This window comes from Xanthomonas hortorum (genome assembly GCF_011305375.1).
In the GTDB taxonomy this organism is placed as follows: Bacteria; Pseudomonadota; Gammaproteobacteria; order Xanthomonadales; family Xanthomonadaceae; genus Xanthomonas; species Xanthomonas hortorum_E.
In genome coordinates this window covers 337,771-360,184 of the sequence record NZ_VCME01000001.1, presented here as the reverse complement: position 1 = coordinate 360,184, position 22,414 = coordinate 337,771, and the positions used below count along the sequence as shown (strand labels likewise).

The window sequence follows — 22,414 nt, the reverse complement described above, 5'->3', positions numbered from 1 at the left end:
CTGCGTTCGCCCCGCCTGCGCCCTTCCGCGCGGCGCCTCGACGTGTGCGACATCGGGTCATGCCAGCACATCGCATCGGGCTAGCCGGCGCGCACTGTCGATCCACCTTTTCAATCCTCACCCCCATTCCCGCATCCGCCGAGCCATCGCCAGGCCGGAGCCTCGCTTTCCTCTTCGAGACGCCTCATGACTCCCAGGATTTCCCCGCTCACCTCGGCCGTGCTGCTGACGCTGTCCGCTCCTGCCTTCGCCCAGCCTGGCGATGCGCCGGCGCCTCCAGGCGCGGTCGATCTGGACGCCATCCGGGTGCAGCAGGAACGCGCGCAAAAACCATCCTCGCCCAAGTACACCGAGGCCCTGCGCGACACGCCGCAGACGATCACCGTGGTCACCAAGCAGACCATGGACCAGCAGAACCTGCTGTCGCTGCGCGATGTGCTGAGCACCCTGCCCGGCATCACCTTCGGCGCGGGCGAAGGCGGCGGCGGGTATGGCGACAGCATCAACCTGCGCGGCTTCACCGCCAGCAGCGACATCACCACCGACGGGGTGCGCGACAGCGCGCAGTACAGCCGCAGCGACACCTTCAACCTGGAAGCGGTGGAGCTGATCAACGGCGCCAACTCGGCCATGTCCGGCGCCGGCTCTGTCGGCGGCAACATCAATCTGGTCACCAAGACCGCCGGCCAGGGCGACTTCACCAATGTCGTGGTCGGTGGCGGCAGCGACCGCTACGGCCGGCTCACCGCCGACAGCAATTACGACTTCGAAAACGGCACCGCCGTGCGCTTGAACGCGATGGGCCATACCCAGGACGTGCCGGGCCGCGATGAAGAATTCCGTCACCGCTGGGGCTTTGCGCCGTCGGTCGCGTTCGGCCTGGGCTCGGATGCGCGCTTTACGCTGAGCTACCTGCACCAGCACGACAACAACCTGCCGCAGTACGGCGTGCCGTTCGCGCTGAGCCCGTTCAACAACGGCCCGCTGCCGGGCGTGGACCGCGAAACCTATTACGGCTACCGCAACGTGGCACGTCAGGAAATCGACGTGGACATGCTGACCGGCGTGCTGGAAATGGACTTCGACGACAACGTCAAACTGCGCAGCCTGGCGCGCGTGCAGCGCGTGGACCAGACCACCTCGGCCACCGCACCGGAAGGCACCTGGTGCCTGCCCAACAACACCAACGCCTACACCGGCCGCGCCTGCGTCGGCCAGCCACCGGCCACCTGGAACCCCAACAGCGGCCCGCGCGGCCTGGTGCGCGAGACCGAAAATTTCATCGCGCACAGCCAGACCGACCTGACCGCCACCCTGCATACCGGCGCGATCGAGCATCGCCTGGTTGCAGGCATCGCCTTCAGCAAGGAAGACTTCGAGCTCAATAGCGGCAGCATCTTCCGCAACGCCGATGGCTCCACCACCGGCATCACCTATCCGCTGCAGTCGTTCGACAATCCGTACAACATCTGGACCGGCCCGCAGAACTACTTCCGCACCGGTCGCAGCAAGGGCAGCCTGACCAATCAGGCGGTGTATCTGTTCGACACGCTGCAGTTCAACGAGCAATGGATGCTCAACCTGGGCGGCCGCTACGAGCACAACGAAGGCGACAGCACCACCTACACCGTCAACGCCGCCGGCAATGTCACTGGTGTGACCCCGGGCTTCCCGGCCGGCAGCGAAGAGGACCTGTTCTCGTATCGCGCCGGTCTAGTGTTCAAGCCGGTCGAGAACGCCAGCCTGTATCTGTCCTACGCCAACAGCAAGACGCCGTCCAAGGCCTCGGTCAACGGCTCGTGCACGCCGATCGCTACCGCCACGGCGGGCGCCAATTGCAATGTCGAGCCGGAAAGCGCGGTCAACATCGAACTGGGCGGCAAGTGGGACGTGTTGAACGAGCGTCTGGCGCTCACCGCGGCGGTGTTCCGCAACGAGCGCGAAAACTACAAGGTCAACAGCGGCGACCCGCTGATCCCCGAACAGGTGCTGGACGGCAAGGCCCGTGTGGACGGCATCGCGCTGGGCGCGGCCGGCTACCTGACCGAGCGCTGGTCGATCTTCGCCAACTACACCTTCCTCGATAGCGAAGTGCTGCAGAGCGTGTCCAACCGCACCGAAAGCCTCACCGGCGATCCCATCGCCGGGCGCGAGCTGGTGCAGACGCCGCGCAATGCCGGCAACATCTGGACCACCTATCAGCTCAACCAATGGACCTTCGGCTACGGCGTCACCTACCAGGGTGGCTTCTATCCGAATAATTCCTCGGTGGCCGGCTACGTCAAGACCGACGATTACTGGGTGCACCGTGCGATGGTCGGCCTGCGCGTCAACGACTGGCTCAGCCTGCAGTTGAACGTCAACAACCTGTTCGACGAGGAGTACTACACCAGCATCCGTAACAACCTCACCGTCAACGCGGCAGGCACTGTCACTGCCGGCAATGGCTGGGCGCTGCCGGGCGATGGCCGCTCGGCGGTGTTGAGCGCCACCTTTAGTTTCTAAGCCTCCGGCACGCCGTCCGCACAGTGCGGGCGGCGTGGAGATCTGCGCATGTTGCTGCCCATTCCCGATGTCCTCACTCCCGCACAACTTGCCGAGTTGCGTGCGCGGCTGGACGCGGCCGACTGGGCAGACGGCCGCATCACCGCCGGCCATCAATCGGCGCAGGCCAAGGACAACGCGCAACTGCCCGAAGACAGCGCCATTGCGCGCGACGCCAGCGCGCTGGTGCTGGAGGCGCTGGCGCGCAGCAGCACGTTCTTTTCGGCGGTGTTACCACGGCGCATCTATCCGCCATTGTTCAATCGCTACAGCGGCGGGCAATCGTTCGGGTATCACGTCGACAACGCAATCCGCTACGACCGCAGCCGCGGCGGCGCAGACCCTGTGCGCACCGACGTTTCCGCCACGTTGTTTCTCAGCGACCCGGATAGCTACGACGGCGGCGAGCTGGTGATCGAAGACACCTACGGCACGCAATCGGTGAAGCTGCCGGCCGGGCACCTGGTGATCTATCCCGGCACCAGCCTGCATCGGGTGATGCCGGTGACCCGCGGCACCCGCGTGGCGTGTTTTTTCTGGACCCAAAGCATGCTGCGCGATGATGCGCAGCGCCGCCTGTTGTTCGAGCTGGATGTCTCGATCCGCCGGCTGACGCAAGACACGCCCGGTCACCCATCACTGATCCAGCTCACCGGCGTGTATCACAACCTGTTGCGGCAATGGGCCGATGTCTGAGCACGCACCGGACACCGCGCAGCTGATCGACCTGCTGCGCACCCAACCCGATCAAGCGCTTGCACTGCTGCGCAAGGCCGCTGCGCGCCAGGATGTGGAGGCACAGCTGCTGCTCGCGCAGATATACGCCGAAGGTCGCGGCGTCGCGGCCGATCCGGCCATGGCGATGCTGTGGTACGAAGTCGCCGCCAATGCAGGGCATGCGGAAGCGATGAATCAGTTGGGGCGTTGCCACGAACTCGGCTTCGGCACCGCATGCAATATCGTATTGGCCGCGCTGTGGTATCGCCGCGCCGCCGAGCACGGGCTGGATTGGGGCATGTATAACCTCGCGCATCTGTATGGCTCCGGCCGTGGCGTGGCGCAGGACCACGCGCAGGCGTTGGCGCTGTACCGCACTGCTGCCGAGCGCGGGCATGCCAAATCGATGAACTTTCTGGCGCGTTATCTGGATAAAGGACTGGCCTGCGATGCCGATCCAATCGCTGCGCGCGACTGGTATTGCCGCTCCGCAGAAGCAGGCGATTTCCGCGGCCAGGCCAGTTACGCCACCTTGCTGGCAGATGGTGGCGACCTCGATCAGGCCGAACACTGGATGCAGCGTGCGATCGCAGGCGGGCATGCCGGCTTTCTGCAACAACTCACACCGCTGCTGGCGAGTGCGCGCCATCCACGCTTGCAGGCATTGCTGAGCGAAATCGCTGCACGGCAATCGCTGCTGCAGGTATCCACCGCAGCGAATGCGGCCTGAGCGCAGCATGTCGACCTCCAACGACACCATTGCCACCACCCAGCAACGTCGCGGTTTCTGGCTGCGCATGCTGCATCAATGGCACTGGATCAGTTCGGCGCTGTGCCTGATCGGCATGCTGCTGTTTACCCTCACCGGGCTGACCTTGAATCACGCCACGCGCATCGAAGCCAGCCCTTCGACCGAACAGCGCACGCTCACGCTGCCGCCTGCCTTGCTCAAGACTTTGGGCAACCGGCAGGACGGCAATGCACCGCTGCCGCCGCGGGTGGCGCAATGGCTGGGGCGCGAACTGGATATCAGCGTCGGCACACGCAGCGGCGAATGGTCGGCCGACGAGGTGTATCTCGCGTTGCCACGGCCAGGTGGCGATGCGTGGTTGAGCCTTGACCGCAGCACCGGTGCGATCGAGTACGAACGCACCGGACGTGGTGCAATCGCCTATCTCAACGATCTGCACAAGGGACGCAATGCGGGGCCGGCCTGGGGCTGGTTCATCGACGTGTTCGCCATCGCCTGCCTGGTGTTCTGCATCACCGGGCTGTTCCTGCTGCACCTGCATGCGCGCCAGCGCCGGATGACCTGGCCGCTGGTCGGCCTGGGTCTGCTGATTCCGCTGCTACTCGCCCTGCTGTTGATCCACTGACTTTTTCCCACCGGAGACGACCATGCGCGCCACCCTGACCATCGCCCTGAGCGGCCTGCTCGCCATGCCGGCGTATGCGGCCACGCTCGACATCAATGTCGAAATCCCCAAGCTCAACGTCGCCGAATATCACCGCCCGTATGTGGCGATCTGGCTGGAAGGTGCAGACCAGAAAGTCGCTGCCAATCTGTCGGTCTGGTATCAATCCAAGGACACCGCCGAAGGCCACGGCACCAAGTGGTTGCCGGACCTGCGCCAGTGGTGGCGCAAGAGCGGTCGTACCCTGGATGTGCCGGTCGATGGCGTCACCGGCCCCACCCGTCCGGCCGGCGCACACGCGCTGTCGTTCTCCGATACCAAGGGTGCGTTGAAGTCGCTGCCGGCCGGCCAGTACACGCTGGTGGTAGAAGCCGCGCGCGAAGTCGGCGGCCGCGAATTGGTCAAGGTGCCTTTCACCTGGCCGGCAAACACTTCGCAAACCGCAAAGGCCAGCGGCAGCAGCGAGCTCGGTGCCGTCAGCCTGGTGGCAAAGCCCTGAGCGTTGCGCTGTTGTTGGCAACCGCACGGAGCGTGCGCTGCAAGTAACGGCGCACGCGCGCTTCATCGCTTTGGCAAAGACATATCGCTTCCCACGCATCCACGCAGCGCCGCACCCTCGCGCTGATCAGACACGTGATTCACCGTCCTCATCGTCCTTCAAGGAGTTGTCATGAAACGTTCTCTCGTCCTGATCGCCATGCTCGCCGCACTGCCGGTCAGTGCACTCGCCCACAAGGCCTGGTTGCTGCCGTCGCAGACCGTCATCGCCGGTGAAGCGCCATGGATCACGGTGGATGCGGCGGTCTCCAACGACCTGTTCTACTTCAACCACGTGCCGCTGCGCCTGGATAACTTGAGCATCACCGCGCCGGATGGCAGCGCGCTCAAGCCGGAAAATCCGGCCACTGGCAAGTACCGCAGCGTGTTCGACCTGCAACTCACCCAGCCCGGCACCTACAAGCTCAGCATCGTCAACGCCGGCCTGTTCGCCAACTGGAAGGAAGACGGCAAGCCCAAGCGCTGGCGCGGCGACGAAGCCCGCTTCGCCACCGAGGTCCCGAAGAATGCGCAGGACCTGCAGGTCTCGCAGTCCTTCAATCGCGTGGAAACCTTTGTCACCCGCGGTGCGCCCACCACCACGGTCTTCAAGCCCAGCGGCAAGGGCATCGAGTTGATCCCGGTGACCCATCCCAACGATCTGGTCGTCGGCGAGGCGGCGCAGTTCACGCTGCAACTGGATGGCAAGCCGGCAGCCGGGCTGGAGATCGACATCGTGCGCGGCGGCACCCGCTATCGCGATGCGCAGAACGAGATCAAGCTGAAGACCGATGCCAAGGGCGGCTTCAGCGTGACCTGGCCGGAAGCCGGTATGTACTGGCTGGAAACCACCACCGAAGACAAGAAAACCTCGCTCCCGCAAGCCAAGCAGCGTCGTCTGGGTTACGTCGCCACACTGGAAGTGCTGCCGCAGTAATCCGCACGCACGCGGCAGGACTGCACGCAGCGTGCATCCTGCCGCACCGCCTTCATAAGATTTCTCCATGCCTGCATCGTCTTCCGCCGACCACGCCATCGCCACCCTCGGCGGCCGCAGCATGGGCACCACCTGGAGCGTCAAACTGATTGCGCCGCGCGGGCGCGACCTGCATCCGTTGCATGCCTGCATCCAGGCCGCACTCGATCGGGTAGTCGCGCAGATGAGCACCTGGGAAGCGGATTCGGATATCAGCCGCTACAACCGCGCTGCTGCGGGTCAGTGGCAAACCCTACCTGATGAATTCCATACCGTGCTGAGCGCAGCGCTGCAGATCGCACAAGCCAGCGAGGGTGCCTTCGATCCCACGGTCGGCCCGATGGTCGAGCTGTGGGGCTTCGGTGCCTCGGGTGGGCGACGGCAGGTGCCTGCAGCCGATCAGATCGCCTTGGCCAGCGCACGCTGCGGCTGGCAACGTGTGCAACTGGATGGCATGCGTGTGCGGCAGCCCGGCGCACTGGCGCTGGATCTATCCGGCATTGCAAAGGGATTCGGTGTGGACTGCGTGTATCGCGCGTTGCTGCGGGCCGACATCGACAGTGCATTGATCGAAGTGGGCGGTGAACTGTTCGGCTATGGACGCAAGCCCGATGGCATTGCGTGGCGCGTGCTGGTCGAATCCGCACCCGACGAAGACGCCGGTGCTGCATTGCCGCCACGTGTGCTGTCGCTGGACGGACTGGCGGTCGCCACGTCCGGTGATCGTTGGCACCGCTTCGATGCCGGCAGCACCCGCTATGCGCACACCTTCGACCCACGCATCGGCGCGCCCGTTCCGCATGCGCCCGCAGCAGTCACCGTGCTCGCACGCAATGCGATGCAGGCCGATGCCTGGGCCACTGCGATGACCGTGCTTGGCGCCGATGCCGGGATTGCCTATGCGCGCACTGCAGCGTTGGCCGTGCGTTTTCTTACGCGCAAGGACGGCGTTCTGCTTGAATCCATGAGTCCGGCCTTCGAGCAACAGTTGGCCGCGTCATGACCGCCAATAACCTCCGCGTGTGGATTGGCAACGGGCTGGTTCTGCTTGCCCTTGCAGCTATCGTCGGCTGGCTTGGCGGCTTGCATGCTGGTGCATGGTGGAGCGCACCAACACCGCATCGCTGGCAGTTGGCAGGTCTTGTTATGACGCTCTACCTGGGCCTGTGCGCGGTCGTGCTGTTGCGTGCACGCCGGCGCGTGGGCGCACAGCGCGCAGACGCCAGCGGCGTGCTGATCGTCTGGGCAAGCCAGACCGGATTTGCGCGTGAACTGGCCGAACGCAGCGTGGCCGCGCTGCAGTCGGCAGGCGTGGGTGCGTACGCACTGCCAATGGACGCCATCGATGTCGATCAACTCACACGTGTGCCGCGGCTGCTGTGCATCGTCAGCACCACCGGCGAAGGCGATGCACCCGATCATGCGCAAGCAGCCGAGCGCGATTGGCTGGCCGGCGATGCGCAGGATCTGACGGCCGTGCAGTACGCCGTGCTGGCGTTGGGCGACCGTGGCTACGCCCAATTCTGCGCATTTGGCCGACGCATCGACGATCGCCTGCAGGCACGCGGCGCCACCCGTTTGTTCCAACGCATCGAGGTCGACAATGCCGACCCGCGCGCCCTGCAGCAATGGCAACGGCGTCTGGCAGAGCTGGCGCCAGCACTTGCGACACAACCCGACTGGAGCCTGCCGGCCTACACCGCCTGGCAGCTACGCGAGCGTGTCCACGTCAATCCCGGCAGTGCGGGCGCACCGATTTACCGCCTTCGCGTGACGCCGTGCGACGGGCCATTGCCGCAATGGAGTGCAGGCGATATCGCAGAAATCGCGCCGCATAACGCACCGAGCGCGGTGGAGTCCTGGCTGCAGCGCAACCAACGCGATGGCGCACAACACATCGACGGCCGCACGCTGCGCGACTGGCTCAGCGGCGCGCAACTTCCCGTCGACGTCGACGTCGACGTCGACGCCGATGTGGATGTGGATGTGGATGTGGATGTGGATGTGGATGCTGGTGCTTGTGGTGCCAATGCTGGAATTGGTGCTGTTGGTGGTGCTGCTGTTGGTGCTGCTGGAGTTGGTGCTGCTGATGTTGGAGTTGGCACTAGTGCTGGTGCTGGTGTCGATGCAAGTGCGGGTGTTAGTGGGGATGGGGATGGGGGCGCAGGCGCAGGCACAACTTCACCATTAGACGCACAAGCGTTGGTGCGCAGCCTGGTCCCCTTGCCCCATCGCGACTATTCGCTCGCATCCATTCCCGAAGAAGGCCACGTCGAACTGCTGGTGCGCGAGCACCGGCACGCCGACGGCAGCCTGGGCCTGGGTAGTGGTTGGCTCTGCGTCCACGCACGCATCGGCACGTCCATTGCGCTGCGCCTGCGCAGCAACCCCGGCTTCCACCCGCCTGCACCCGAGCAACCAATGTTGCTGATTGGCAACGGCACCGGCATCGCCGGACTGCGCGCGCATCTACGTGCCCGTATCGCAGCCGGCGCGCGTCGCAACTGGCTGCTGTTCGGCGAACGCAATGCCGCCCACGACGCGCTCTATGCCGAAGAGCTGCAGCAGTGGCAACGCGATGGCTGGATCGACCGTCTGGATCTGGTGTACTCGCGCGATCAACAACAGTCAGTGCGCTACGTACAACACGCACTGGCCGCTTCCGCCGACCACCTACGTCTGTGGGTCGATCAAGGCGCCTGCATCTACGTCTGCGGCAGCCTGCGCGGCATGGCACCCGAAGTCGACCAGACGCTTGAGTCAATCCTCGGCACCGATGTCAGACAAGACCTGCTGCGCAAAGGGCGCTATCGCCGCGACGTGTATTGAAGGTGACTAACGCCACCTGACGAACGGCCACCAACGGAGTATCTGTCGATGTCCTAGATGTCCAGAATGGATACTGCCCGGAACCGCGACTAGCGTTGGTTGACACTAGAGCGGCAACAAAACGTCGAAAGCCTGGTTGGTCGAGGGCGCGGTGCCCTCACCGCTCGCGGGACACGCCGTGAATCCGTCCGTGGAGGCTCGGTGGCGGCATCCATGCCGCCACACGGTCCCGCAATCGGCGAGGACACCGCATCAGAAAGTCTACTGACTGTTTTATTGAAAGCTATGCACACCGATCAACTCGACTGGTCCTTGCCCGCCCACCGTCGCGGGACCTTACGCGGCATGGATGCCGCGTAAGAGCTTACACGGACGTACTTGCGGCGTGTCCCGCGATGGTGGGCGGGCAAGGGCCCTGCAACCAAGTGAAGATCAACCGCTCTGCAACTGATCTATCCGCACTGTCCAATCACTTCACACCAAGCGGCATTTCAAATAGCCCTACACACCGAGCATCTCGACTGGTCCTTGCCCGCCCACCGTCGCGGGACCTTACGCGGCATGGATGCCGCGTAATACCCGGACGTACTTGCGGCGTGTCCCGCGAGGGTGGGCGGGCAAGGGCCCTTCAGCCAAGCGGCAAATCAGCTGCTCTGCAATAGACCGGCCTGAAGTAGTTTTGTCAGCCGCTCTCAAACCAGAACTCGACCAATACACGGACACTGCGTGATCGCACGCACGACCGACAACTAAACCGGACTCACCCTGATCGCCAGCAATTCGCCACCGCCATCGAGCACATAGCGGGTGCGCGTGGAGGCACTGAGCCAGGCAGTATCTCCAGCCACAATAGGTGGCAAGCCGCTATCGCGTCCAAAGCTGGCCTGACCGGCGAGCAGATGGATCGCCCACGCGCTGCCCGGATCTGCAAAGAACAGCATGGTGCCGACCAGCGGACGATGCAGCAGCTCGGCCTGCAACACATCGCGCCGCCACATCAGGTTGAAATCCTGGGTCGGCCCGTCGAGCAGCGTTGCACTGACCGCTTCTTCGCCAGCGAATCGGACGCGTTGGTAGGGCGGCAGCAAGTCGCAGCTGCGATCACTGCTGCCGGGAGCATCGGTGCCGCCGTCGGCGCCTACATCATGGCCGCCGCGGTCCGCGCCGCTGCCGTCGTTGCTATCGCCGCCATCGCTTTCATTGCCACTGCCATTACTACTGTTGCTACTGCCAGTGCCGGTGACACTCGCACCATCGCCAAACCGTAGCCGCATGCCATTGCCATGCAACAGCACCAACTCGCGATCAATGCCCGGGAATGCGGAAAACGCCGCGTCCCGCTCGATCTCGGCGATCGACAAGCGCAGCGACCACACGTCGGCATCGCCGAGCCGCAGGATCTCGCGCGTCCAGCCCAATTGGTTGCGCCATCGCTCGCGCCGGTACTCGGTGGCCGGAATCACCCGGCTGCTCAGGTCTGTCAGCTGCATCGGCGCATTGTGCCTGATGCCTGTCCGGAGGCGGCGGGTCCCGGCTCCGTGCACGCTGCCCCGTTTGCCGTTTGCCGTTTGCCGTTTTGCCGTTTGCGCGGGCATTCAACACTGCCAAGCCCCAGAAATCTGCACCGCTCCCGGAGCTTTATAGAAAATTCGTCTGGGCCACAGACGGCTCGTTGACCTACGACCGACGCGGCTTCATCGGTGCCGACACGTTCACCTACTCGGTCAGCGACGGCAAGCTGACCGCCAGTGCGAGCATCACCCTTGTGGTGTCGAAGAACCCGCCCCGCGACAATGCGATGAGCATTGTTGTCGGTGCGTCGGCCTCTGCCGGAAGCGTCCAGGGCGGTGGCTACATCGTCGTCAACCTCGGGGCGTCTAGCCAGCCCGTGATCGACTGGACGGCCACGGCCGGAACGTACCCGACGGGACTGGGGAACATTGGATGGGCCGCGCTACTGGGCGGCGCGGTGTCGGGGATCGATCTGCTGGTTGCGCAGACAGGTCTGGTGGTGCGGCGCGACTGAGCGATGGCCGCCGCCCCGCCGGGCGGCGGCCATTAAAATTTATATCGGGGCAAGATGTCCCAAGAACCGGAGACCGATTCATGCAAGACCTTCGATTGATGCTGATCGCCACCCTGACCTTGGGAATACTGATGAATTACCCGTCCGCAGCGTATAGTCCTGTCGTGACCGAAACTCCCCACGGCGGCATGTCGCGAGAGGCCCTGGAACGTGCCTACATCGAGTCTTACGAACAATCTGGGTTCCGCCTCGCTAGCAGCAAAAAGTATTCAAATCAGTATGGTTCCTGGAGCACCGTATTGGAGTTCCAGTTAGAGAGTGCACCAGAAGCGCTGGGTGCGCCCGGCACTACTCTGGTCATCTCGGGTAGTAACGCGCCAAGGTGTCAGCTATGCAACCTGAGCAGGGAAACTTTCAGGGCGCCCGACGAGCACAGCTCTGATCCGGCAATCTTCGCGCGGGGGCAGCGCGTTCTCATCAAAGCCGATACGGATGCGCTGGCAAAGGTACGGAAACGATTGGGCGTGAGCTTGCCCGCCATGGATATGCCCACACCCTGACACTGTCCTTTCTAATGAGACACGTGCTACCCCCTTGGCAGCAATGGGGTAGATGGACTAGTGGTGGCAACGGCCTAGCCGAGTCAGGCCGCCTGGAGCGCTTCACGTCAATATCCTGGCGTACGTCCCCAGCGTCCAATGGGCTTGCAGCCCGACGGCAGCTCGGAGAACCCCTTGCGCATTGCCGGCGCCGATCGAGTCTCGGTGCGTCGGCCTCTGCCGGAAGCGTCCAGGCCGGTGGCTACATCATCGTCAACCTGGGAGCGTCCAACCAGCCCGTGATCGACTGGACGGCCACGGCGGGAACGTACCCAACGGGACTGGGGAACACTGGATGGGCCGCACTACTGGGCGGCGCGGTGTCGGGGGTCGATCTGCTGGTTGCACAGACAGGTCTGGTGGTGCGGCGCGACTGAGCGATGGCCGCCGCCCCGCCGGGCGGCGGCCATTGAAATTCATATCAGAGGCAAGATGTCCCAAGAACCGGAGACCGATTCATGCAGGACCGTCGATTGATCCTTATCGCCACCCTGACCCTGGGATTATTTGTGAACCACCCATCCGCAGCAGTTACTCCCGTTGGCGAAGTGCCTCATAACGGCATGTCACCGCAGGCCCTGGAACGCGCCTACGTCGAATCTTATGAGCAGTCTGGATTCCGTCTGGCAGGCCGCGACAGGCAGGTGGATCCCGGCGGCACCTGGACGATCGACCTCGTGTTCCAGTTGAACAGTGCACCAAAGGGACCCAACGAGCCTGGCACCACGCTTCGTCTCTCGGGCAGTCAACAAACCATATGCGCATGCGACCTGAGAAGGCAAAGCTTCGTCGGGCCTGATGCCGAAAGTCCCGATATGGCGGCATACGTTCGGGGACTACGTGTTCTCATCAAAGCTGATACGGCCGCTCTGGCAAAGGTACGGCAACGGTTAGGGGTGAGCTTGCCTGCTATCGATGTGCCCACACCCTGACGCTACTGCTCCGAGACACGCGCTATCCCTCGGCAGCAACGTGGGATGGATGTGCTACCGGTGACAACGGCCTTACCGAGTCAGGCCCCCCGGAGCGCTTCACGTTTCCATCCTGACATGCGTCTCCAGCGTCCAATGGACTGCAGCCCGACGGCAACTCGGAAAACCCCTAGCGCGTTGACGGCACCGGTCGAGTCTTGGTGCTTCGGCCTCTGTTGGAGGCGTCCAGGGCAGTGGCTAAATCGTCGTCAATCTGGCGACGACCAGCCAACCCGTAATCGACTGGACGGCCACGGCGGGAACGTGCCCGACGGGACTGGGGAACACTGGATGGGCCGCACTGCTGGGCGGCGCGGTGTCGGGGATCGATCTACTGGTTGCGCAGACGGGTCTGGTGGTGCGACGCGACTGAGCGATGGCCGCCGCCTCCGACGGGCGGCGGCCGTTGAAACTTATATCGGATGCAATATGTTCCAGAGAACGGAGAACGCCACATGCAAGCCCGTCGATTGATCGTCATTACTACCCTAACCCTGGGGTTATTGATGAACCACCCATCCACAGCACAAGGTCGCCCCTCCGTCACAGAAGTGGCTAATGCCGGAACGTTAGGACAGGTCCCGGAAGGTCGGCCCATCAACCCACAGTGGTCTCATGTTGGCATGTCGATGCAGGCGCTGGAGCGAGCCTACGTCGAATCTTATGAGCAGTCTGGGTTCCGGCTGGCCAGGCGGGATGTGTCGCCGCCCCCAGGCAACTGGTTGATAGAACTCACGTTTCAGTTGAAGAGTGCGCCGAAAGGCCCCGACGCGCCTGGCACCACGCTGCGCATCTCTAGCCCCCAGCCAGCCAGATGCGCATGCTCCGTGAGCAGGCTAACCTTCAGATGGGCTGATGTCGGTAGTTCCGATCTAGCTGCATCCGCTCGGGGAGAACGTCTTCTCATCAAAGCCGATACCGCCGCGCTGGCAAAGGTCCGGCAACGGTTGGGGGTAAGCTTGCCCCCCTATTGATATGCCCGCACCCTGACGCTAGTGCTTCCGAGACTCACGCTATGCTTCGGCAGCAATGGGGATAAACAGGCTACCGGTAAAAACAGCTTCGCCGAGGCAGGACGCCTTGAGCACTCACTTCCAAGATGTTGGCATGCGTCATTGTCGCCGAGGCTTTCCCAGCACATCGATGCCTCAACGTACGCAGGATTCTCGTGCGCCACTGTGTTCCTGCAGTGCTTCAACTACTGCCGCATTGCCCCGCGCCTGGCTCGTATCCGCCCAACGAAAAACGCCCGGCTGCACATCCAAGTGCAACACCGGGCGATTCCACGTCCTTGTCGGCTTCCAGCCATCCCCGGACATCCTGTCCAGTTAGGTTGCGGCCACGCATCCTCGCGTCGAACCGTATCTCGGATCCCTTCCCCTTAACGCCGTCCCACCGGTTTCACCGCCGCCCCCTTGGCAGCCTTCTTGGCGGGAGCCATCGTGGCTCCTACTTCGATCAGGTCTCGATTCCGTTCGACCGTCTTGAGTCCGATGCCCTTGACCAGTGCCAGTTCCTCGGCACTTTTGAAGGGACCGTTTGCCTGACGGTGCTCGACGATTGCCTCGGCTTTTGACCGCCCGACATTCGTCAGCACCTTGTCCAATTCCTCAGCAGACGCGGTGTTGATATCGACCTTGTCGAGTGCATACGCATTCGAGGACAACAGCAACGCCAGTAGCAGGGACTTCAGGACTACGGTAAATGACTTCATTGCAACGCTCCTTGTGGCTTGGGTGATGGTCCTAGCCAGCATTCCTGCCGGCGGAGCCAGTGTCCCGCGCCACATGCAGCAATCCTATCGCCAACGAACTTTTCACACAGCAGGTGAACTGCGCGCCGCCTTGTAGGGAAATACCTACCCCCTCCCCTCGCAAAGGCGGCCAGCAGGCCCCGGCGTAGAATGTGGCGTTACTTCACGCATTCGGAGCCTTCATGGACAGCGCCAAGATCGACCAATTCATCAGCGACACGTGGGATCGGGAGATCGTCCCGCAATTGGTCGATTACATCCGCATTCCCAACAAGTCGCCGATGTTCGACACCGATTGGGCCGCGCACGGCTACATGGAGCAGGCGGTCACCCTGATGGAAACCTGGGCGCGGGCGCAGGCGATCGAGGGCATGCAGGTCGAGGTGGTGCGCCTGGAAGGCCGCACACCGTTGATCTTCATCGAAATTCCGGCCACCGGCGCCGAATCGGGCGGCGACACCGTGCTGCTGTACGGCCACCTGGACAAGCAGCCGGAAATGACCGGCTGGGACGCCGACCTCGGCCCGTGGGAGCCGGTGCTGCGCGACGACAAGTTGTACGGGCGCGGGGGCGCCGACGATGGCTATGCGATCTTCGGTTCGCTGGCGGCGGTGCTGGCGCTGCGCACCCAGGGGCTGCCGCATGCGCGTTGCGTGGTGCTGATCGAAGCCTGCGAGGAATCCGGCAGCTACGATCTGCCGGCCTACGTGGACCACCTTGCCGAGCGCATCGGCAAGCCGTCGCTGGTGGTGTGCCTGGATTCGGGCTGCGGCAACTATGAGCAACTGTGGTGCACCACCTCGCTGCGCGGGCTGACCGGCGGCAACCTCAGCGTGAAGGTGCTGGAGGAAGGCGTGCACTCAGGCGATGCCTCCGGCGTGGTGCCGTCCAGCTTTCGCTTGCTGCGCCAGCTGCTCTCGCGCATCGAGGACGAAGCCAGCGGCCGCATCCTGCTGGAAGGCCTGCATGTGGAGGTACCGGCAGAGCGACTCACCCAGGCCAAGGCCGCGGCGGCGACACTGGATACGGCCATCTTCGACAAATTCCCGATGGTCGAGGGCCTGGTGCCGATGCATGACGACCTCACCGAGCTGGTGTTGAATCGCACCTGGCGACCGGCGCTGTCGATCACCGGTGTGGATGGCATGCCGCCGCTGGCTTCGGCTGGCAATGTGTTGCGCCCACAAACCGCTGTGAAGTTGTCATTGCGCTTGCCGCCGACCGCCGATGGCAAGGTGTGCGGCGAATTACTCAAGGAAGCGCTGCTGCGCGACCCGCCCAACGGCGCACAGGTGACGCTGGAACTGGAAAAGGCATCGTCCGGCTGGAATGCGCCCGAGATGGCGCCGTGGCTGGAAAAAGCCATCGACGACGCCAGCCTGGCGTTCTTCGACAAGCCGGCGATGTACATGGGCGAAGGCGGCTCGATCCCGTTCATGGGCATGCTGGGCGAGAAGTTCCCCGGCGCGCAGTTCATGATCACCGGCGTGCTCGGCCCGCATTCCAATGCACATGGCCCGAATGAGTTCCTGCACATCCCGATGGGCAAGCGCGTGACCGCCTGCGTGGCAAAGGTGATTGCCGAGCATCATGCCGCCTGCCTGCGTGGCGAGACCAGCGGCTCGCCGGTGGCGGCAGACAGCGGCACCCGTCACGGCGGGCATGGCTGCTGCTGAGTTGGCGGTTTAGCCGACGCAAGCCATCGGCGTGCGCTGAGCGATGGAAGTGCTAGATCGCACTGAGTGAGGGGTCGTACGCAGGGGCGTGGGTCGTTTGGCTGAGTGGTTCTTACGCATCGCCTTGCTGCGTACCCTCACCCCAACCCCTCTCCCGGTGGGAGAGGGGCTTGAAGCTTGCTCTTAGTGAAGTGCTAGTCTGCCGATCCCACTTACCTCAGTGCCTGCGATGAACAATCTCTTCGGTAGCGACAGCTGGCTTTACATCATTCTGGTCGGTTTCGTGGTCGGGTTGCTGGCCCGTTTCATTACGCCGGGCACGCAGCGCCTGGGTTGCCTGTTGACCATCGTGCTGGGCATTGCCGGTGCGGTGGTCGCCAGCTGGTTCGGGCGCTACATGCGCTGGTACCACGCCGGCGAACCGGCCGGCTTTCTCGGTGCATTGCTGGGTGCGATCGCGATTCTGGCGTTGCTGCGGCTGTTCAGCGGCAGCAAGCGTTGATCGCCCCGCCGCCACTCTGACGTGGCGGCGCCTCACTTCACGGCACAGCATTTACTCATGACGTCATCGTTGCTTCCTGATACCGCGCGCGATGTGCTCCGTCTGCAATGGGCGCGGCACGCGTTGAACGATCCGAAGGTCACCCTGCAACGCGCGTCGGTCGATGCGGGATTTCGCAGTTATTGGCGCACCCAAGGGAGCGGCATGGATCGCATCCTGATGGATGCGCCACCCGAGCTGGAAAATGTGGCGCCGTGGTTGCGCATGCATGCACTGCTCGGCGAGCACGGCGTGCGCGTGCCGCTAGTGCTTGTGCAAGATCTTGAAACCGGATTCTTGCTGTTGGAAGACCTGGGCGTACCGACGCTGGCGCAGGTACTGACCGACGCCAATGCCGACGCGTTGCTGGATGACGCGATCGATCAGTTGTTGCTGCTGCAGCGCATTCCACCGCCCGCCGATAGCGGTGTATTCGGCGAGGTGCTGCTGCAACGCGATGCCGGCCTGTTTGAAGAATGGTTTCTCGGTCGCCATCTGGGGCTGCAGCTGAGCTGCGAGCACACCGAGCAACTGCAACTGGTGCAGCGCCGTTTGATGGACAACGCACTGGCGCAGCCGCGCGTGTTCACCCATCGCGATTTCATGCCGCGCAATCTGATGCCGGTCAGCAAGGGACCGGCGGTGCTGGATTTTCAGGACTGCGTGATCGGCCCGATCGCCTACGACCCGATCAGTCTGTTCAAGGACACCTCGGTGAGTTGGCCGATCGCACGCGTGGATGCTTGGCTGCAGCGCTATCACGCACGTGCCCTAGCGGCCGGATTACCGGTGCCGCCGCTGGCGCAATTCCTGCGCGACGCGGACTGGATGGGCGTGCAGCGGCATCTGAAAAACCTGGGCATCTTCTCGCGCCTGAGCCATCGCGACGGCAAGCATTGGTATCTGGATAACGTGCCGCGCTTCATCGCCTATCTGGACGACGTGCTGCCTCGCTACAGCGAACTGGCGCCGCTGATCGGGCTACTGGAAGACTTGGTCAAACCTGTCTTGGCGGCACGCTCCACGCAGGCCGGCGCATGAAGGCCCTGATCTTCGCGGCCGGATTTGGCGAGCGCATGCGTCCGCTCACCGAACGCACGCCCAAGCCGTTGTTGAAGGTCGGCGGCACGCCGCTGATCGTCTGGCATCTGCACAAGCTGGCCGCGCTGGGCGTGGACGAGGTAGTGATCAATACCTCGTGGTTGGCCGAGCAATTTCCGCAAGTGCTGGGCGACGGCAGTGCGTTCGGGCTGCGCCTGACCTATTCCTTTGAGGGCGCCACACCGCTGGAGACAGGTGGCGGCATGCTGCATGCGTTGCCGTTACTGGGCGATGCGCCGTTTCTGTTGGTCAATGGCGATATCTGGACCGACTTCGATTTCGCGCGGCTGTCGAGCGCGCCGGCAGGACTGGCGCAACTGATGCTGGTCGATCAACCTACGTATGCGGCGCGAGCGGATTTCGCGTTGCAGGCTGATGGCAAGGTCAGCGCCGATCTGCCTGCAACCCAAACTTACGCCGGCATCGGTGTCTATCGGCCTGCACTGCTGCGCGATTGGCAATCGGTCATCGGCCAGCTACCAGAGCAGACCGGCACGGCACCGCGGTTTGCGCTGGCACCGATCCTGCGCGCGCAGATGGCGGCAGGCTTGATCGACGGCATCCACCATCCGGGGCGCTGGACCGATGTGGGCACACCGCAGCGGTTGGCGGAACTGGATGCGGAACTGCTGCACGACGGCAGCTGATCGCACCATACAGCTGCAAAAATCCGCAATCGAGAGTGGCTGACAAAACCTCTTGAAGGCTGTATCCATGGCGGCAACGTGTTGGCCGCCGAGATTTCGAGTCGTCGCGGCGTTTAAATGCAGTCGAAGGCTTGGGCCAACAGCCTAGTTGGTCGAGTGCGCGGTGCCCTCGCCGCTCGCGGGACACGCCGTGAATCCGTCCGTGGAGGCTCGGTGGCGGCATCCATGCCGCCACACGGTCCCGCAATCGGCGAGGACACCGCACCAGAAAGTGAGCCGGTTACTTTGTTGAAAGCCTGCCTGTTGATCTCGTTGCGTTGCGAAGCTGATCGGACGCGGCATTATTCAAACAGCACCCGTCATGCCTTGCTTGCAACCATGCGTACCGACCATCTCGACTGGCCTTTGCCCGCCCACCGTCGCGGGACCTTACGCGGCATGGATGCCGCGTAAGAGCTTACACGGACGTACTTGCAGCGTGTCCCGCGAGAGTGGGCGGGCAAGGGCCTTGCAGACAAACCGCAGATCAGGCGCTCTGCAACCGACGCATCAATACCGTTCAATCAGCTCACAGCAACAAAGATATCGACTTATGTTGTTTAGATGCATTCAAACGCTGTAAGTCAAAAGCATGGTCAGTCGAGCGCGCGGTGCCCTCGCCGCTCGCGGGACACGCCGTGAATCCGTCCGTGGAGGCTCGGTGGCGGCATCCATGCCGCCACACGGTCCCGCAAGCGGCGAGGACACCGCACCAGAAAGTGAGTCGGTTACTCTCTTGGAAGCCTGCCTGTTGATCTCGTTGCGTTGCGAAGCTGATCGGACGCGGCGTTATTCAAACAGCACCCGTCACGCCTTGCTTGCAAACATGCGCACCGACCATCTCGACTGGTCCTTGCCCGCTCACCCTCGCGGGACCTTACGCGGCATGGATGCCGCGTAAGAGCCTACACGGATGTACTTGTGCGGCGTGTCCCGCGATGGTGGGCGGGCAAGGGCCCTGCAGCCAAACACCAGATCAGCCGCTCTGAAACTGATATATCTGTAGTGTTCAAGACCCCTCGGAACACGCGGTAAACGCAGTCGTTTAGTAGCCGTTCTAAGACCCACGACCCTCAAGCACCCGCCGCAAAAACGGCACAGTGATACGGCGCTTGGCAGCCAGCGATTCGCGATCCAGCCGATCCAGCAAGGCCACCAGCCCGGCCAGTTCGCGTTCGCTATGGGTCAGCAGCCAGTCGATTGCTGCCTCGTCCAGTGCCAGCCCGCGCCGTTGCGCACGATCGCGCAATACCGCAGCACGCCCCGCATCGTCGAGCACCGGCAGGCTGATGCGAATGCATTGCGACAGCCGCGAGCGCAGATCCGGCAGTACCAGCGCCAGGCCATCGGGCATCTGCCGCGCGGTGTACAGCAGCGTCGTGCCGGCAGCGCGCGCACGGTTGTGGAAATCGAACAAAGCCACTTCGTCGTCGCGCTGCCCGGCAATGGTTTCCAAGCCATCCAGCACGACCAGGCTGCGCCCTTCCAGTGCTTCGAGCGCATCGCGCAGCCGGCCTACCGCCGCGTGCAACGGCAGGTAGGCTGGCACGCGGCCGGCCTGCTCGGCCGCCGCGCATAGCGACAACGCCAGATGCGTCTTGCCGGTTCCGGCGGGGCCAGACAGATACAGCCAGTCGCTCACCTGCCCGACCGCCAATGCCTGCAATTGCGCCAGCAGGCCATCGGGCGCAGCGATGTAACTATCGAAGCGCTGGTCGGGCGGCGCGCGCAACGCCAGTGGCAACTGCGGAACACTCACAACCGATCTGCGTCCTTGCCGGGGTCGACGATCACGCTGCGCTCGGTGGTACCCGATTGCAGCACGATGCCGGCGCGCTCGCCTGCGTACAGATCGCTGTGGGTGTACTGCTCATGTGCATAGCGCAGCAACACGTTGGCCACCGCTGCCACCGGCAACGCCAGCAGCATGCCGAGGAAGCCGAACAACTGGCCGCCCGCCATGACTGCGAAGATCACCGCCACCGGATGCAGGCCGATCTTGTCGCCGACGATGCGCGGGGTCAGCACATAGCTTTCCAGCAACTGGCCGACCGTGAACACCACGCCCACGCCGATCAGCAACTTCAGATCCAGGCCCTGCGCCTGCACCACAGCCGCCAGCAAGGCGAGCACGATGCCGGTGGTGGCGCCCAGATACGGAATGAAGCTGATGAAGCCGGCAATGATGCCGATCAGCAGCCCCAGATTGAGCCCGATGATGGACAGGCCGGTGGCGTAGATCACGCCCAGCGCCAGCATCACCAGGAACTGGCCGCGGATGAAACCACCGAGCACATCGTTGGATTCCTGCGCCAGCCGGCTCACGGTGCCGATGTAGGCACGCGGGATGACCGCCGCCACGCGCTCGACCAGGCGGTCCCAGTCACGCAGGAAGTAGAACGCCAGGATCGGCAGCAACGCCAGGTTGATCACCCAGGTCACCATCGCAAAGCCCGAGCGCTGCACGTAACCGAAGAAGGTCTTGGCGGCGCCACCGGCCTGCTCCCAATGGCTGCGGATCCAGTCGATCAAGCGCTCCGGGTCCAGCCAGCCCATCAGCTCCACGCCGGTCTTGGCTTCCAGCCATGGAATCGCGGTACTGATCGCCCAGGTGCGCATCTGCGGCAGCGCGTCGATCAAGGTCATGATCTGGCGCTCGATCATCGGCACCAGGATCATCAGCGCCAGCACGAACAGCAGCAGCGCCAGCACGAACACCAACGACACCGCCATGTTGCGCGAGCGCCCGGCACGCTCGATGCGGTCCACCAGCGGGTCGCCCAGCCAGGCCAGCAGCAACGCCAGCACGAACGGGGTCAGGATCGGCGACAGCAGCGATACCACCCACAGCACGCCGACAATCACCGCAACCCATTTGAGGCGGCGCAGGAACAGGGCAATTTCGGCTTCGGGAGTCAAAGTCATTTCAGGCGGTACTCGGCGTGCTCGTTTTCGAGAATGATCGGGCCCTCGGTCGGTACCGACACCGGTACCAAGGGGCTGTTGTCGCCGAGCATACGGTTGAGGCCGGAAATGCCCGTGAGCAATTCCAGATCCACTTCCATCCGGTCGCCATTGGCACTGACCGGGCGGATGCTGCGCACCACCGATACGCCCTGCAGCGCGGCCGAGACACGCAAGTAATCGTCGGCGCTGGTGATACCGGTGATCACCGCGCGATAGACGCCGGGCACGCCCGAGTCCACCCGCTTGGCATAGCGCTTGACCAAGGCATCAGCCGCACCGTCGGCACCGGCGGCCATCGCGCGTCGCGCGTCGCCATCGTTGCTGGTCCAGCTGGACAGCACGTTGCCGTTGTCGACGAACACCCAGTCGGCAGTCCAACCGGCGTCGGTGCGGTAGAGCTTGCCGATCAGCTGCATCGGCGGGCTGTATTTGGCCGATGCGCGCGACACCGCAGCGGTGTCCTTGCGCCAGATCGCGCCGGCCAGTGCCTGCTCGGCGGCCGCGCCACTTGGCAAACCGAGCCGGTAGCCACGCTCGATGGCCCGGTCCAGCACGCTGCGCGCGGCATTGGCCTGGGTCACGCTGACCAGACGCGGGCCGCTGCCGTCGTCGATGGCCAACCACAGCACCGGCTTGGGACGCGGCAGCGGCCACACCGGCAAGCCCAGCGCTGCGATCAGACTGTCCACATCGGTTTGCCGGAAGCGCGCCACCAGGGTGGTACGGAAGGTGGGCGCACCGGTGCGCGAGGTGCCCTGATCCTGGCGGTAGTCGTAGTGTTCGACGTAGTTGGGCGCATTGCGCAGCGCCTGCGACACCCCGGGGCGATTCATCGCGCCGCGATCGCCGGAGACCTTGCCCAGTACCGCGCCCAGCGCGCGCGCCAGGGCACCAGGGCGATCGGACTCGCTCTGGCTGTTGACCGGCACTTCGGCATCGTAGGCACTTTGCGCCTTGGCGACATCGCCTTCGGTACGCAGATCGGCCTGTGCGAAGGCCGGCAGCACGGGCGCGGCGACCACGAGGGCGAGAAAGAAAGCGAGACTGCGGCGCATCGACGGTTCCATGACTTAAGC

At 63.8% G+C, this 22,414-nt stretch carries 20 protein-coding genes; 15 read left to right on the top strand and 5 right to left on the bottom strand.

What is annotated here, in order from left to right:
* Nucleotides 1-186: 186 nt before the first annotated feature.
* The 8 genes from FFY45_RS01395 to FFY45_RS01360 all read left to right on the top strand — a co-directional run bounded on the left by FFY45_RS01395 (nucleotide 187) and on the right by FFY45_RS01360 (nucleotide 9,018).
* The gene (locus FFY45_RS01395) at nucleotides 187-2,505 is read left to right on the top strand and encodes a TonB-dependent receptor (RefSeq protein ID WP_176339048.1); all 2,319 of its coding nucleotides are present in this window, start codon (nucleotides 187-189) and stop codon (nucleotides 2,503-2,505) included.
* Between the two features lie 48 nt (nucleotides 2,506-2,553).
* Nucleotides 2,554-3,240: a Fe2+-dependent dioxygenase gene (locus tag FFY45_RS01390; RefSeq protein WP_006450675.1), complete on the top strand. Its 687-nt coding sequence runs from the start codon at nucleotides 2,554-2,556 to the stop codon at nucleotides 3,238-3,240.
* Nucleotides 3,233-3,991, top strand: a complete 759-nt coding sequence (locus FFY45_RS01385; protein WP_176339047.1) for a tetratricopeptide repeat protein — start codon at nucleotides 3,233-3,235, stop codon at nucleotides 3,989-3,991. Before FFY45_RS01390 ends, FFY45_RS01385 begins: the two co-directional genes overlap by 8 nt.
* 7 nt (nucleotides 3,992-3,998) lie before the next feature.
* Nucleotides 3,999-4,637, top strand: coding sequence for a PepSY-associated TM helix domain-containing protein (locus tag FFY45_RS01380; RefSeq protein WP_176339046.1), 639 nt, complete (start codon nucleotides 3,999-4,001; stop codon nucleotides 4,635-4,637).
* A gap of 22 nt (nucleotides 4,638-4,659) precedes the next feature.
* Nucleotides 4,660-5,175 (top strand): DUF2271 domain-containing protein, encoded by a 516-nt coding sequence (locus FFY45_RS01375; protein WP_176339045.1) that lies wholly within the window; start codon nucleotides 4,660-4,662, stop codon nucleotides 5,173-5,175.
* Between the two features lie 171 nt (nucleotides 5,176-5,346).
* Nucleotides 5,347-6,150, top strand: coding sequence for a DUF4198 domain-containing protein (locus FFY45_RS01370; RefSeq protein ID WP_115040582.1), 804 nt, complete (start codon nucleotides 5,347-5,349; stop codon nucleotides 6,148-6,150).
* 67 nt (nucleotides 6,151-6,217) lie between these two features.
* On the top strand, nucleotides 6,218-7,192 hold the full coding sequence (locus tag FFY45_RS01365) for an FAD:protein FMN transferase (RefSeq protein WP_176339044.1): 975 nt from the start codon (nucleotides 6,218-6,220) through the stop codon (nucleotides 7,190-7,192).
* Nucleotides 7,189-9,018 (top strand): flavodoxin domain-containing protein, encoded by a 1,830-nt coding sequence (locus FFY45_RS01360; protein ID WP_176339043.1) that lies wholly within the window; start codon nucleotides 7,189-7,191, stop codon nucleotides 9,016-9,018. The genes FFY45_RS01365 and FFY45_RS01360 overlap by 4 nt, the downstream gene beginning before the upstream one ends.
* A 749-nt stretch (nucleotides 9,019-9,767) precedes the next feature.
* Here the strand turns inward: FFY45_RS01360 and FFY45_RS01355 are convergent.
* The gene (locus FFY45_RS01355; protein WP_176339042.1) at nucleotides 9,768-10,508 is read right to left on the bottom strand and encodes a HutD/Ves family protein; all 741 of its coding nucleotides are present in this window, start codon (nucleotides 10,506-10,508) and stop codon (nucleotides 9,768-9,770) included.
* Nucleotides 10,509-10,579: 71 nt separating this feature from the next.
* On the opposite strand from FFY45_RS01355, the gene FFY45_RS01350 reads away from it, so the two are divergent.
* From FFY45_RS01350 to FFY45_RS01340, 3 genes are all read left to right on the top strand, one after another.
* The gene (locus FFY45_RS01350) at nucleotides 10,580-11,044 is read left to right on the top strand and encodes an Ig-like domain-containing protein (RefSeq protein ID WP_176339041.1); all 465 of its coding nucleotides are present in this window, start codon (nucleotides 10,580-10,582) and stop codon (nucleotides 11,042-11,044) included.
* Nucleotides 11,045-11,124: 80 nt separating this feature from the next.
* Nucleotides 11,125-11,604 carry a hypothetical protein gene (locus FFY45_RS01345; RefSeq protein WP_176339040.1) on the top strand — a complete coding sequence of 160 codons (480 nt, stop codon included), beginning with the start codon at nucleotides 11,125-11,127 and terminating at the stop codon, nucleotides 11,602-11,604.
* Between the two features lie 497 nt (nucleotides 11,605-12,101).
* A complete protein-coding gene (locus tag FFY45_RS01340) occupies nucleotides 12,102-12,575 on the top strand; it encodes a hypothetical protein (RefSeq protein ID WP_176339039.1) in 474 nt (157 codons plus the stop codon).
* A gap of 1,420 nt (nucleotides 12,576-13,995) precedes the next feature.
* Here FFY45_RS01340 and FFY45_RS01335 read toward each other — a convergent pair.
* Nucleotides 13,996-14,370, bottom strand: a complete 375-nt coding sequence (locus tag FFY45_RS01335; RefSeq protein ID WP_006452365.1) for a ComEA family DNA-binding protein — start codon at nucleotides 14,368-14,370, stop codon at nucleotides 13,996-13,998.
* A 179-nt stretch (nucleotides 14,371-14,549) separates the two neighbouring features.
* Between FFY45_RS01335 and FFY45_RS01330 the strand changes: the two genes are divergently transcribed.
* The 4 genes from FFY45_RS01330 to murU all read left to right on the top strand — a co-directional run bounded on the left by FFY45_RS01330 (nucleotide 14,550) and on the right by murU (nucleotide 18,332).
* On the top strand, nucleotides 14,550-16,043 hold the full coding sequence (locus FFY45_RS01330; protein ID WP_176339038.1) for a M20 family metallopeptidase: 1,494 nt from the start codon (nucleotides 14,550-14,552) through the stop codon (nucleotides 16,041-16,043).
* A 229-nt stretch (nucleotides 16,044-16,272) separates the two neighbouring features.
* Nucleotides 16,273-16,545 (top strand): GlsB/YeaQ/YmgE family stress response membrane protein, encoded by a 273-nt coding sequence (locus FFY45_RS01325; RefSeq protein ID WP_176339037.1) that lies wholly within the window; start codon nucleotides 16,273-16,275, stop codon nucleotides 16,543-16,545.
* A 57-nt stretch (nucleotides 16,546-16,602) separates the two neighbouring features.
* On the top strand, nucleotides 16,603-17,625 hold the full coding sequence (locus FFY45_RS01320) for an aminoglycoside phosphotransferase family protein (protein ID WP_176339036.1): 1,023 nt from the start codon (nucleotides 16,603-16,605) through the stop codon (nucleotides 17,623-17,625).
* Nucleotides 17,622-18,332: an N-acetylmuramate alpha-1-phosphate uridylyltransferase MurU gene (gene murU, locus FFY45_RS01315; protein ID WP_176339035.1), complete on the top strand. Its 711-nt coding sequence runs from the start codon at nucleotides 17,622-17,624 to the stop codon at nucleotides 18,330-18,332. The genes FFY45_RS01320 and murU overlap by 4 nt, the downstream gene beginning before the upstream one ends.
* Nucleotides 18,333-19,428: 1,096 nt before the next feature.
* Here the strand turns inward: murU and hda are convergent.
* Genes hda through FFY45_RS01300 form a run of 3 tightly spaced genes read right to left on the bottom strand, consistent with a single transcriptional unit; the run spans nucleotide 19,429 to nucleotide 22,405 of the window.
* A complete protein-coding gene (gene hda / locus FFY45_RS01310; RefSeq protein WP_176339034.1) occupies nucleotides 19,429-20,130 on the bottom strand; it encodes a DnaA regulatory inactivator Hda in 702 nt (233 codons plus the stop codon).
* On the bottom strand, nucleotides 20,127-21,296 hold the full coding sequence (locus FFY45_RS01305; protein WP_176339033.1) for an AI-2E family transporter: 1,170 nt from the start codon (nucleotides 21,294-21,296) through the stop codon (nucleotides 20,127-20,129). The genes hda and FFY45_RS01305 overlap by 4 nt, the downstream gene beginning before the upstream one ends.
* Nucleotides 21,293-22,405, bottom strand: coding sequence for a DUF2066 domain-containing protein (locus FFY45_RS01300; protein WP_176339032.1), 1,113 nt, complete (start codon nucleotides 22,403-22,405; stop codon nucleotides 21,293-21,295). The genes FFY45_RS01305 and FFY45_RS01300 overlap by 4 nt, the downstream gene beginning before the upstream one ends.
* Nucleotides 22,406-22,414 lie beyond the last annotated feature (9 nt).

Coding starts and splice junctions, on each gene's coding strand:
- FFY45_RS01395 (WP_176339048.1), top strand. CDS start 187: ATGACTCCCAGGATTTCCCCGCTCACCTCGGCCGTGCTGCTGACGCTG.
- FFY45_RS01390 (WP_006450675.1), top strand. CDS start 2,554: ATGTTGCTGCCCATTCCCGATGTCCTCACTCCCGCACAACTTGCCGAG.
- FFY45_RS01385 (WP_176339047.1), top strand. CDS start 3,233: ATGTCTGAGCACGCACCGGACACCGCGCAGCTGATCGACCTGCTGCGC.
- FFY45_RS01380 (WP_176339046.1), top strand. CDS start 3,999: ATGTCGACCTCCAACGACACCATTGCCACCACCCAGCAACGTCGCGGT.
- FFY45_RS01375 (WP_176339045.1), top strand. CDS start 4,660: ATGCGCGCCACCCTGACCATCGCCCTGAGCGGCCTGCTCGCCATGCCG.
- FFY45_RS01370 (WP_115040582.1), top strand. CDS start 5,347: ATGAAACGTTCTCTCGTCCTGATCGCCATGCTCGCCGCACTGCCGGTC.
- FFY45_RS01365 (WP_176339044.1), top strand. CDS start 6,218: ATGCCTGCATCGTCTTCCGCCGACCACGCCATCGCCACCCTCGGCGGC.
- FFY45_RS01360 (WP_176339043.1), top strand. CDS start 7,189: ATGACCGCCAATAACCTCCGCGTGTGGATTGGCAACGGGCTGGTTCTG.
- FFY45_RS01355 (WP_176339042.1), bottom strand. CDS start 10,508: ATGCAGCTGACAGACCTGAGCAGCCGGGTGATTCCGGCCACCGAGTAC.
- FFY45_RS01345 (WP_176339040.1), top strand. CDS start 11,125: ATGCAAGACCTTCGATTGATGCTGATCGCCACCCTGACCTTGGGAATA.
- FFY45_RS01340 (WP_176339039.1), top strand. CDS start 12,102: ATGCAGGACCGTCGATTGATCCTTATCGCCACCCTGACCCTGGGATTA.
- FFY45_RS01335 (WP_006452365.1), bottom strand. CDS start 14,370: ATGCTGGCTAGGACCATCACCCAAGCCACAAGGAGCGTTGCAATGAAG.
- FFY45_RS01330 (WP_176339038.1), top strand. CDS start 14,550: ATGGACAGCGCCAAGATCGACCAATTCATCAGCGACACGTGGGATCGG.
- FFY45_RS01325 (WP_176339037.1), top strand. CDS start 16,273: ATGAACAATCTCTTCGGTAGCGACAGCTGGCTTTACATCATTCTGGTC.
- FFY45_RS01320 (WP_176339036.1), top strand. CDS start 16,603: ATGACGTCATCGTTGCTTCCTGATACCGCGCGCGATGTGCTCCGTCTG.
- murU (WP_176339035.1), top strand. CDS start 17,622: ATGAAGGCCCTGATCTTCGCGGCCGGATTTGGCGAGCGCATGCGTCCG.
- FFY45_RS01305 (WP_176339033.1), bottom strand. CDS start 21,296: ATGACTTTGACTCCCGAAGCCGAAATTGCCCTGTTCCTGCGCCGCCTC.
- FFY45_RS01300 (WP_176339032.1), bottom strand. CDS start 22,405: ATGGAACCGTCGATGCGCCGCAGTCTCGCTTTCTTTCTCGCCCTCGTG.